Here is a 12,363-nt window from a genome sequence, read left to right on the forward strand (position 1 = left end):
AAGGAACAATTTAAAATAAATTGTTGTGATTAAGAGGTTGATTATGATTTCTTTTAGAAATATGGGAATTGGTTTAAGGCCTCACAAGTTTTTAAAACTTGTGAGGCCTTAGGTTTTTTATAAATAGTATCAAATTATTTTAGTAACTCTTCTAGATTTTGTTCTATGTACTGAGGGATAGCATTAATATCAATAATCTCATCAGATAAACCTTTTTTCTTTTCCTGTAGTTGCAGTATTTTTTCTTCGATAGTATTTTTGGTAATAAATCTTGTGACCATCACATTATTGATTTGTCCTATACGGTGAGCTCTGGCAATTGCTTGCTTTTCAATAAATGGATTCCACCATGGATCTAATAATACTACATAAGATGCTTTGGTAAGGTTTAATCCAACACCACCTGCTTTTAATGAAATGAAGAACAAATTGATATCATCATTTTTCTGAAACTCATTTACAATAGCTTCTCGATCGGCACTCTTGGTTTGCCCGGTTAATGTTAAATAGGATACATTATGCGTCGAACACCATTCCTGATACAAATCAAGATGAGATACAAAGGAACTGAATACGAGCACTTTTTTGTTGGCTTTGACCAGTGTGTCAAGGTAATGAGTAACATCCTGAAATTTCCCTGATAAATCTTTTGTTTTATCGTCTACAAGTTTAGGATGATTTACAATCTGGCGAAGTTTTGTGAGTGTATTAAGAACATGGATCTTATTTGTTGATGCAGAATCAATACCTAGTAATAGATTTCTGGCTGCCGATTTCTGAGATTCGTATTGCTTTTCCTGTTCAGAAAGCATCTCTGTGTATATTGTCTGTTCTGATAATTCGGGAAGATCTTTGGCAACCTGTTCTTTAGTTCTTCTTAGTATAAAAGGGTCTATTAACGCTTTTAACTCTTTGATGCATTCTGGATCTTGATGTTTTTCTATCGGAGTTTTAAAACGATCCTTAAAAAATGGATAACTGCCTAACATTCCTGGGTTAATAAATTCCATCTGAGACCAAAGATCAGATAATGAATTTTCTATCGGTGTACCACTTAGAGAAATTTTATGGGTAGTGTTTATATTATTTATCGCCTGAAATATTTTAGACTCTTTGTTTTTGATCTGTTGACTCTCGTCTGTGATTAGATAGGTGAAATTTACCTTTTTTAAAGCAGCGATATCCTTTGATACTGTAGTATAGGTTGTGAGAATAATATCGTAGGTCTCTAGGTATGGAGTGATTTTTTTGCGATCAGGACCTGTGTATTTAACAATATTGAGATGCGGAGCAAACTTTAATATCTCCTGTGCCCAATTAAACACCAGAGAAGAGGGAAGTACGATCAAAGCTTTGAGGTAGGTTTTTACCTCTAGAGGATCGATAAATAAGTCTAATCGAATTTTTTCAAGCTTTTTATCTACAGGCTCTAGTCGTTCTTTTGCATAAACTAGCATCGCAATAGTTTGCAAGGTTTTTCCTAATCCCATATCATCTGCTAAGCAGGCACCTAATTTATTGTAATGATGATTAACCAACCATTGCACTCCTTCTTCCTGATAAGGGCGTAATGTTGCTTTAAGTTTAGATGATGGTTTATAAAGATGACTGGTAGAGTCTTCTATACTAATTTCTTCTGGTGGAATAATATCCTTTAACAGGATGTAGTTACTTTTGGTGATACGTATATTTTTATCTTGTATCTGACCAAAATCTACAAGTTTTTTATATCGTGTCATCCATTCGTTAGGGATAATAAAAACCTGATCCTCATCAATTGGGAAAAAACGATTATTTTGCTTGATATATGTTATAAATTTTGAAAAAGGAATTTCCTGACTCCCAATAGTAACAACCCCTTTAATATCAAACCAATCATTCTCTTGTTGACTACCAATCTCAATGGTATGTGGAGCAAGATTAACCGTTCTCTCGCCTAGTAAAGGTAGGTTTATCTCAAAACCATCTGCTTCTAATTGGGTTTTGTTCAATTTTAACCAATTTAGAATTTCAAAAGGGTCATCAGAGGCTTTAGTTTCTAATAATAGATTATTATTAACCTCTAGCCCTTTGGATGTTAGTAAACTAATGATTTTCTGCTCAGCTTCTGGATTGCGTTTGGTTTGGATAATTTGAATTTGATCATCATTTCCGAAACGTACATTAGAAACCGTAGTTTTTGTACTGTTATAATCAAAATGAATAGTGTTGTATTCAAAAACAACCTTAATTATATAAGTGTTCTGGATAAAATCCTGGATAATTTCTATCCCATATGATGCTATATTTTTATGTGTAATAATATCAAAACCATGGGTTATAACATCTACATTTTTGATAATGGGTATGATTACTTTTTCTAAGTAAATTTTGATATGCTTACGTGCAATGGTAATTTTTTCTTTATCAAAAAAAGGTTTTAATTTATTAGCATTTAAGTTTTCAATTTGGTACAAGTATTTATCTACGATAATCCACGAAGGCTCGTTAAGTAATATTTGGATATCATTATTTTTAGGTATAATGAGCGTATCTTTGTTTTTTAGAGAAAAAGCATATTCAATGCCTTCATCTATCTTAGTGAATTCGAGAATAGGCTTTAGTGTAGTATTGCCAATTGATAATTTATGGTTTTCGAAAGGATCTTTTCTCTGGGCATTAATAGTTATTGCATATTGATGCGAAACAATCAAGGAATAGAAAACGGATAATTTTTTGCTTATATAATCAAGTACAACATCGTTTACTTTTGGATCTTTTAATACATCTGAAAAGGTTAAACTTTTTCTCCTTTTTACAGGCATAAATTGTTGTTCTAATGCTTTGATTTTTAAGCACGAGCATATCTCTAGTAATTGCTCATGAGGAGTGTCATGAAATATGATTTCGTAGCTTTCTAAAGTTTCAGGCGTTGCTTGTTTTTCTACATAACCAAGATGGCCATTCGTTATTGGTACAACATATGCTTCTGGTAAAAGGGGAATTTTAGAAAGACTGTGATCAACAAGGTTATAACAAATGCAAAGGGAATCCATGAAAAAGGAATAAGTTTAAGAGATTAAATTAGATTTTTAGAAGATAGATTTCTTTTTCTTCTATTATTTCAGACAAAGTCAAAAAACATTAAAGAAAAACTTCTTTAATGTTTTTTGACTTTGTCTTATGTTTTTTTAATGTTTTAGATTGTTACAGATTTGCCTACAAAATCAATAACCGTTTTGGTGATAAAATCAATTTGTTCATCATCCAATTCTGTATGCATTGGCAAAGAAATAACTTCTTTTACCAACTGATTAGTTATAGGGAAATCAGTTTCATTATAGCGTTCATCCTGATATGCTTTTTGACTGTGCAGAGGGATAGGGTAATAAACGCCACAAGGAATTCCATTATCATTTAAATGTTTAGCCAGAGCATCACGATCTATATCGATTATTCTAAGCGTATATTGATGAAACACATGTGTGTCTTCTTTGTCAATAATAGTTGGAGTAATAATATGCTCCTGATCGGCAAAAGCCGCAGTATATTTTTTTGCTGCTTCCCGTCGGGCATTATTATAGTGATCCAAATTAGGAAGTTTTATTCTTAGCACTGCTGCCTGTATAGAGTCTAAACGAGAATTTACCCCCACGACATCATGATGATATCTTTTATACATTCCATGATTTACTACTCCACGTAAGGTATGAGCCAGATCATCATCATTAGTAAAGATAGCACCACCATCTCCATAACATCCTAGGTTTTTAGAAGGGAAAAAAGAGGTAGACGCTACATGACCTATGGTTCCGGATTTTGAAGTACTCCCATCTTTAGAATGATAACTTCCTCCAATACCTTGAGCATTATCTTCAATTACATATAAATCATGTTCTTTGGCAATAGCCATAATAGCATCCATATTGGCAGATTGACCAAATAGGTGTACAGGTACAATAGCCTTCGTTTTTGGAGTAATTGCTTTTTTAATGGCTTCGGGATCAATATTAAAAGAATCAGGTTCAACATCTACCAGAACAGGAGTAAGTTGTAGCAATGCAATTACTTCTACTGTTGCAGCAAAAGTAAAATCTGCAGTAATTACTTCGTCACCAGGTTGAAGGCCTAATCCCATCATTGCAATCTGTAATGCATCTGTACCGTTAGCACAAGGGATAACATGTTTTACACCGAGATAATCTTCTAGTTCTTTTTGAAAACTATGTACCTCTGGGCCATTAATAAAAGCTGTAGATTGTATAACGTCGAGAACAGATGAATCGATATGTTCTTTGATTTGTTGATATTGCCCCTTAAGGTCAACCATTTGTATCTTCTTCATAAATGTTTTATTGTAACCTTACGAAAGTACAAAATATTGATGCTATTGCCAATGCGATACAAGGTTTTGATATAATTTTTATTAACGATAAACAATATATGAGCATGGATTTATTCTTTAATAAACTTAATAGATTTAAAACCTTGAATATTAAGAAAATAAACGCCGCTGCGTAATGTTTTCAGTTTTTCTGAAATATGATATTGTGAATTTTGATTTGTTCGAATCCTGAAGTTCTTAATTTCTTTTCCTGTGATATCGTATATTTTTATAGAAAATGGATCTGGTAAAACATACCCCAGAACAGATAAAAATGCTTGATTTTTGACTGAATTTGGTGTTATCCAAATTGCTTTTTCGGATTTATATATGTGACTCTCATCCTCGACCTCATTTAAACTGTTTTCAACATCTCCAACTACAAATCCAGAAATAATACTTCTTCTGAAATTATTTTTATTTTCTGAATTTAGAAATAAACTATACACTCCTTTTTCTAGATTTTTAGTGTTAAAATAGAAGCTATGGTCATTCTCATCAAATGTAATCATCTCGGGATCACTTTGTACTGGTGTACCATCTATTTCTGAAGTTTTGAGTATTACACCATGAACTTGAGTATTCAAAAATAATTGAGAATCTTTTTTATCCGAGTATAAATCAACTTTTAGTATTGGATACCTACTCATAGAAAGCTGCTCTAGAGACATTAATATTCCACTGTTTTGTTTGATAAATGCCGTAAATCGAGAATTACTTTTTAAGGTTATATTATTTTCGGAAATAGGAATAATGGTTTTATGATTTTCATGGCTAGAGCTTTTGCGAATATTCAATTTTTGAAGGTTTTTATCAAAAACTTCAAAACTAGCAGTTGGATTTTCATGTATGACTTCGGCTACCGCGTAACTAGAACCTTTATCCAGTAGTATTTGATCATATTCATTTTCAGAATAAATAATATAATAGTTACTTGTTATTTTGGAGCTATCGAATTTACTATCCGGTACAATAGCACTTTTTAAAGAACGGTTTTCGATATAAGATTTTATATAAGACCAACTAAACTGTCCAAAACTAATATCCAGGTGATCAATAATTGCTCTGGGATCATTTTTTCTGAAGACATATTCTGCACCAGGTCTAAGTGTACTTTTATACGGTGCTACTCCATCATTAGCTCCTTGAATTGGAAATAGAAACCCTCCTGTTAGTAAAAAAGCTGGAGCAGCAATGGTAGATCCTTTGTAAAAACCAGAAGCTCCCAATACAATAAACTTTTCTGGTTCGTTATCCGGATGATTATCCAGGTAAGGTCGTACTACATCTCTACAATAATATGTGGTCGAGGTTTGTGCTCCTTCGTTTAATCCAGTAAGTTTCCATGCCCAGTTTAACCAGGGCATCTGAGAAATATCTGCCAGATATGTTCCCCAAAAAGGAGTTCCAAGAGCAAAGGCCAATGCTACTTTATCCTTTTTTTTATAAGTGAACATTGCTGCTTCTGAAGCTTTTCCACCATTACTATGCCCAACCAGATATACCTGATCTACATTAAATTTTTGGGTAACAATATCGATAGATTCTGCTAATAATTTTCCGTTTACCCAGATTCCTCCACCTCTCGTAGTGGCAACAAAAACAGCTTGATATCCTTCATTGTATGTTTCTTGATAAAAGGAATTATTAAACAGAAACTGAGATTGATTAAGATCTATATAACCATGGTTAAAAAGGATTATTTTTCCATTATAATTAGGAGGAGTGGCGCCATAATGAATTGTGGATTTAAACAAGGGGCCAATAAAAAAGGGAGATACCTTGTCTGGTTTAGGAAGCTGTACTTCGTTAAAGTTTTGAGAACATAATATTGCACATGAAAATAATGCGATTAAAGTAAGTTTTAATTTCATAAATATAGAGTTTGTGTAATAGTTGATGTTAATTTAACTATTTTGTTGCTTTTCTTTTGTGAAAAAGATCATTTTGTTGGGTTTTATTTACTTTAAATTAAATATTAATGCAGTTATCTTAACCCTTAGAATCAGGTTTTTGTGATAGATAATTACCTTTTTTAATAGGAAGAAATGTATTTTAGCAATTCATAAAAATTATCATTCTTGGGCATTTTATATAACATCTTTATTGCAATATTTAATGGTTTACTTCCTGTAATAGGTCTGTTAAGCCCTAAACTCAAATTGTTTGCTAACGGAAGGAAAACAGTTTTTGAAACTCTTGAGAAACATTTTCCTGCTCAAGATCGTATTATCTGGTTTCATTGTGCATCTTTGGGAGAATACGAGCAAGGTGTTCCTGTAATAGAAGCGCTAAAGAAAAAGTATCCTACTCATAAAATAGTAGTCACTTTTTTTTCCCCTTCAGGTTACGAAGCCAAAAAAAATAGCACTTTGGCTGATATTATTGTGTATCTACCTATGGATACAAATGCAAATGCTATTCGGTTTATCCAGCTTGTAAAACCTGAACTTGCTGTCTTTGTAAAATATGAATTTTGGCCTAATTACCTAAAAGTATTAGAAAGCAGAAACATTCCGGCAGTGTTTATATCTGCGGCATTTAGAGAAGATCAGGCGTTTTTTAAATGGTATGGTGGTTTTATGAGAAAAGCTTTGCAGACCATAGATCACTTTTTTGTTCAGGATAAAATATCCCAAACGCTAATAGAAAAACAAGGTTTCACTAATGTTACTTTGAGTGGGGATACACGTTTTGATCGTGTGTCACACCAAATTGAAATGGATAACCATGTTGATTTTATTTCAGAATTTATTAATGAACGACTTTGTATAGTGATGGGGAGTTCATGGCCAGAAGATGAAGAAATTTTTATGGAGTATATAAATTGCGCCTCTAATGAGGTTTGTTTTATTATTGCTCCTCATGAAATAAAAGATAGTAGTACAAATGCATTAAAACAAAAGATTAAAAAGAAAACCGTTTTATATTCTGAAAAAGAAGGAATAGTGCTGAAAGATCAGCAGGTGTTTATAATGAACACTATCGGATACTTATCTCGGGTATACAGCTACGCAGATATAGCATATGTTGGTGGGGCTATGGGAACAGGAGGATTGCATAATATTTTAGAACCAGCAACTTTTGGAATCCCAATCATTATTGGTAAGAATTTTGAAAAATTTAGAGAGGCTAAGCAACTTCAAAAATTGGCAGGGTTATTTTCAGTTTCAAGTGAAGATGAATTTAATCAGATATTAAATAAACTTGTCGAGGATAAAAAGTTTAGAGAAAAAACGGGGATGATTTCTGGTCACTTTATCAATAGTAATACGGGTGCTACGGCAATGATTATGGCGTATTTAATTAAGAAAATTAATTAGAATAAAAACAACAAAGTGTCATGCTGGTTTTTACTTTTAACAACTATACGGTAACAGCCTGATTAAAATACCGCCTAAACGGAAGCATTTCTTTATACACTGTAATCACCTTATTCATAAAATCTTCTTTAAGGATATCTTCTTTGGTTAAGGGGTGAATTACAGCAAATGTTTTATGACGAAGCAGATCGATATATTCATGATCAGAAGGGTAACCTTTGGGAGTAGTTTTTAGCTTATCCTTATCTAAGTACATCTCTCCAAAAGTGTGTTTGAAACTTTTTTTATTCAAAATCTTAACTAGTTCTTCACCATTATAGTCAATCGCTTCTCGAATACTGTTAAGCATTTTGTTCTCTGGCCTCCAATAACCACCAGCCAATTCACATTCGTTAATCCCAATTTGGATATAAAAATCGCCTTGCTTGGTGCGTTGATCCAATCCAGCAGCAAAATGATCTTTGTATACAGGTTTATTAGGATGAAAAAGTAAATTGTTGTTAATGCGATTAATTCCTTTTTTACCCGATGTAGGATAGTAATTGGGGTCGATTGCGGCTAATTTCACATCCAATTCATCTAGCCATTGTATAAATGAATTACGAACAGTTTGATACTGTTTTCTATTAGCATCCATCCATTCTTTATGATTATTGGCCTGTAAACCTTGTAAAAACTGAAAGAGTGCATTAAAATCCATCTCGATTCAAAGATTAAAATAACCCGTTTAGCTCGGCATCAATGCGATTTATAATGTTCCCCAGATCTTCTGGATTATCCACAAAATTGATATTGTCTACATCCACAATAAGAAGATTGCCTTTATCATAATCATGTGCCCAAGCTTCATATCGTTCATTAAGCCTGCTTAGATAATCAATACTAATTGTATTTTCATATTCACGTCCACGTTTATGAATCTGATTTACTAGATTAGGAATACTACTTCTAAGATAAATCAATAGATCAGGACCTTCGACTACATTTTCCATAAGATCAAAAAGAGACCTGTAGTTTTCAAAATCACGATTGGTCATAAGCCCCATTGCATGTAAGTTTGGGGCAAAAATATAGGCATCCTCGTAGATCGTTCTATCCTGGATAATATCTTTTCCGCTTTCACGAATATCTAATATTTGTCTAAAACGACTATTAAGGAAATAAATCTGAAGGTTAAAAGACCAACGCTCCATTTTATTATAAAAATCCTCTAGATAAGGGTTCTCTAATACATCTTCAAAATGAGCTTCCCATTTATAATGTTTAGCAAGTAATCGGGTCAATGTAGTTTTTCCGGCTCCGATATTTCCAGCTATTGCTATATGCATAGTTGATTGTTTTTCTTGAGGTGTTTTGTAAAAATGTACGTTATAGTGTGGGCGTAAATATAGTGGATTTTATGGCGAACATAAAAAGGATAGAAAAGAATTTCGGTAAGATGCATGTTTTAAAAACTTAAGTGCTCGTTTAATCAATATAAGTAACGTACAAAAATTGATTTTAGCATACTAGTTTATATCCATATCCTCTTACATTAATAATTTGGATGGATTCATCTTGTTTTAGTTTTTTGCGAAGTTTAGTGATAAATACATCCATACTTCTACCACTAAAAAAATCATCATCACCCCAGAGTTTTTTGAGAATCATTGAACGATCCAGTACTTGATTTTTATTTTTGATTAGGTGAAACAACAGATGAGCTTCTCTATGTGTGAGTTGTTGTGTTTCTTCTTTATAGGAGAGTAATTGTTTAGGAAAATCAAAAGTATAGGCGCCAAAACTAATAATTTCTGCACTCTGTTGCAATGTAATACGATGTAGTAAATTATTGATTCTTACGATCAATTCTTCCATGCTAAAAGGTTTTTTTAGGTAATCATTACCGCCAATAGTAAATCCTTCTACAACATCTTGTGTTTGAGACTTAGCTGTAAGAAATATAATAGGAATGGTGTTGTCTTCTTGTCTAATTTCTTTAGCCAGAGTAAATCCATCTTTTTTAGGCATCATAACATCCAGAACAAGTAGTTTTGGCTTTACAGATTTATATAAATTATAGGCTTCTTCACCATTTTTAGCCAGATGTACTTTAAAGTTCCTGGTTTCCAGGCTCTCTTTAATGATTTGACCTAAAGAGGGTTCATCTTCTGCAAGTAGTATTTCGATTGTCTTAGTCATTAGGTAAAGTGATTTTGAAATTTGTTAGCCCTTGATCTAATGATAATTGTATAGTTCCTTCATGTTTTTCAACTATAGTCTTGGCATAAAAAAGACCGATACCAAAACCTTTAACATCATGTGTATTTCCTTTGGGTACACGATAGAATTTTTCGAATATTTTCTCTTTATGAGCTTTGGTTAATCCTGTACCATTATCTCTAATTTCTATGCTACTGTGTGAATCTGTATTTGTAATACTAATACCTACTGTGTTTCCTCCATATTTAATAGCATTGTCAATAATATTATTTATTGCATTTTCAAAATGAAACCCATCGATTTTTCTCCTAATATTTTCATGAGAATTGGTAAAAGTTATATTTTTTAGGGGCGAATTTACTTTGTGCTTTTCTGCAATGGTTTGAATTAGCGGTACTAAATTTATTTCCTCCAGATTTAATTGTAATTCATCGCTATCCAATGTAGCTGTTTCCAGGATCTTTTCGACCATGGTATTAAGTTTGTTTAATTGACCAGAAGACATTTCGATATACTTTTTTGTCTTTTCCTGATCATTATCCTGGTTGAAATTTTGAATCCCTTCCAGAGCAGCACTTATGGTGGCAATTGGGGTTTTAAATTCGTGAGTTATATTACTTATTAAGTCGTTTTTTAGTGCTGCCAGATGTTTTTGATGATTAATGATTCTTAGTAAAAATAAAAGACATGCAATCACCGCACTCACTAATAAAAATGAAAGAGTAATACTGATTAGGTTTTTTTTAAATATGACTAGTTTTTCATTAGTAAAAAATAACTGTAATGAACTTGTTTTTGGTAGATATAATGATTTTGAAGAAGTACTTAGAATTGCAGAGTTAATAATATCGCTTTTAGTTTCTTTTTTTTCTCCTAAAGTATCGTTGAACTTTAGCCCAAAATCTACGGCAATTTTTTTACGTAAAAATTCCTGCTGCACCAAAGAATCTATTTTTTGAAGTTGAAGCGAATCTTGAGTAATCGAAACTACAATTTTAGAAGTAAGTTGCTTAAATAGATCATTTTGATTTGTACTATCTTTAAATCTATTGGTAGTCACTGATATGCGTCTACGACTCCCTCTATGTTCGTGTTCACTTTCATTAAATATAGATATACCAGTCATGTCTATACTATCTGGAATCTGGAATCTTTTAAAATTTATAGTATCAGAATCTATTTTCTTTAGTAATATTTTGAAATCTCCGTTTTCTAAGAAATTTTTAAGGTTGGTAGAATCTGAGACAAACCCTATTGTATTTTCTTCAGCAAGTTTAGTATAATATTGATTTACGGCATTGTCTAAACTTATTTGTACTTCATTAATTAATTGTTGTTTTCCGATTTGATAGTTCTTATAATTCCAATACACCTGTATGCTTAATGTAATTACAATTACAGCGGTGATAAAATATAATATATTCTTGTAGCTTCCTTTTCGCATACTTCAAAAGTAAGGTTCTTATCTTATATAAAACCAATCGGTTAACACACGTTAACATTGGTTAACCTTCTGGTTAGGGTTCAGTTTTCATATTTGTAACGTATTAATCGAAGTGATTGAAAAAAGTTTATTCCACTTCATCAAAAAAATAACTATGATACGAATTATGATATTGATATTACTTTTTGTGTTTGAAGGCTTGTTTGCACAGGATTTTCAAGGCATTGTAACGTATAAGACGAATAGAAAAATGGATCTTAATATGGAAGATTCTAAAATGAATGCTGATATGCAAAAACAGCTTCAGGAAATGTTGAAAAAGCAATTTCAAAAAGAATATAGATTGAGTTTTAATGCTACAGAATCGGTATATAGAGAAGAAGAAAATCTGGGAACACCACAACCAGCTTCGGGAGTTCAAATTGTAGTTGCAGGATCCGGAGCATCTAACATTTTGTATAAAAATATTAAAGAAAAACGTTTTGCCAGGAAACAAGATATGATGGGTAAGCTATTTCTGGTAAAAGACAACTTGGAAAAATTAGATTGGAAACTCGAAGATGAAACAAAAAAGATAGGAAATTATACGTGCTATAAGGCAACAGCAAAACGAATGGGGCAACGCATTCAAAATATGAGAATTAGTACCAATGATGATAATGATGAAGTGACCGAGCCAGAAGAAGAGGAGATTACAATTACGGCATGGTATACTCCAGAGATACCTGTATCTAACGGTCCAGGAAATTATTGGGGACTTCCTGGTTTAATATTAGAAATCAATGATGGAGATCAAAGTATACTATGTGCTAAAATAGTACTGAACCCAAAAAAGAAAGTAAACATTAGCGAACCGACAAAAGGGAAAGAGGTCACAGAAGAAAAATTTGAGCAAATTGTAGAGAAAAAAATGAAGGAAATGAGAGATCGGGAATCAAGACGAGGGGATGGAGAATCAATACGAATACGAATAGGAGGGTAAGTTTATATTCGAACCTAAAAAAATAAGTATATAGCAGTAACTCTACTCT

General features: G+C 32.4%; 9 protein-coding genes. 2 read left to right on the top strand and 7 right to left on the bottom strand.

Annotated elements, in window-relative coordinates; all coding sequences use genetic code 11:
• Positions 1-134: 134 nt before the first annotated feature.
• The 3 genes from Z054_RS0113665 to Z054_RS0113675 form a co-directional block, all read right to left on the bottom strand.
• Complete coding sequence (locus tag Z054_RS0113665; protein WP_024770622.1) at positions 135-3,035, bottom strand: DEAD/DEAH box helicase; 2,901 nt, start codon at positions 3,033-3,035, stop codon at positions 135-137.
• Between the two features lie 143 nt (positions 3,036-3,178).
• Positions 3,179-4,324 (bottom strand): DegT/DnrJ/EryC1/StrS family aminotransferase, encoded by a 1,146-nt coding sequence (locus Z054_RS0113670; protein ID WP_024770623.1) that lies wholly within the window; start codon positions 4,322-4,324, stop codon positions 3,179-3,181.
• A 110-nt stretch (positions 4,325-4,434) separates the two neighbouring features.
• The gene (locus Z054_RS0113675; RefSeq protein WP_024770624.1) at positions 4,435-6,237 is read right to left on the bottom strand and encodes a T9SS type A sorting domain-containing protein; all 1,803 of its coding nucleotides are present in this window, start codon (positions 6,235-6,237) and stop codon (positions 4,435-4,437) included.
• A 207-nt stretch (positions 6,238-6,444) separates the two neighbouring features.
• Between Z054_RS0113675 and Z054_RS0113680 the strand changes: the two genes are divergently transcribed.
• Positions 6,445-7,686, top strand: a complete 1,242-nt coding sequence (locus tag Z054_RS0113680; protein WP_024770625.1) for a 3-deoxy-D-manno-octulosonic acid transferase — start codon at positions 6,445-6,447, stop codon at positions 7,684-7,686.
• Positions 7,687-7,729: 43 nt separating this feature from the next.
• On the opposite strand, the gene Z054_RS0113685 is transcribed toward Z054_RS0113680, so the two are convergent.
• The 4 genes from Z054_RS0113685 to Z054_RS0113700 form a co-directional block, all read right to left on the bottom strand.
• On the bottom strand, positions 7,730-8,386 hold the full coding sequence (locus tag Z054_RS0113685; protein WP_024770626.1) for a DUF2461 domain-containing protein: 657 nt from the start codon (positions 8,384-8,386) through the stop codon (positions 7,730-7,732).
• A 13-nt stretch (positions 8,387-8,399) separates the two neighbouring features.
• The gene (locus Z054_RS0113690) at positions 8,400-9,014 is read right to left on the bottom strand and encodes a deoxynucleoside kinase (protein ID WP_024770627.1); all 615 of its coding nucleotides are present in this window, start codon (positions 9,012-9,014) and stop codon (positions 8,400-8,402) included.
• Between the two features lie 172 nt (positions 9,015-9,186).
• A complete protein-coding gene (locus tag Z054_RS0113695; protein ID WP_024770628.1) occupies positions 9,187-9,867 on the bottom strand; it encodes a response regulator transcription factor in 681 nt (226 codons plus the stop codon).
• Positions 9,860-11,332, bottom strand: coding sequence for a sensor histidine kinase (locus tag Z054_RS0113700; RefSeq protein WP_024770629.1), 1,473 nt, complete (start codon positions 11,330-11,332; stop codon positions 9,860-9,862). The genes Z054_RS0113695 and Z054_RS0113700 overlap by 8 nt, the downstream gene beginning before the upstream one ends.
• Before the next feature lie 154 nt (positions 11,333-11,486).
• Between Z054_RS0113700 and Z054_RS0113705 the strand changes: the two genes are divergently transcribed.
• Positions 11,487-12,314 (top strand): GLPGLI family protein, encoded by an 828-nt coding sequence (locus tag Z054_RS0113705; RefSeq protein WP_035091931.1) that lies wholly within the window; start codon positions 11,487-11,489, stop codon positions 12,312-12,314.
• Positions 12,315-12,363 lie beyond the last annotated feature (49 nt).

This window comes from Aquimarina macrocephali JAMB N27, assembly GCF_000520995.1.
Taxonomy (GTDB): domain Bacteria; phylum Bacteroidota; class Bacteroidia; order Flavobacteriales; family Flavobacteriaceae; genus Aquimarina; species Aquimarina macrocephali.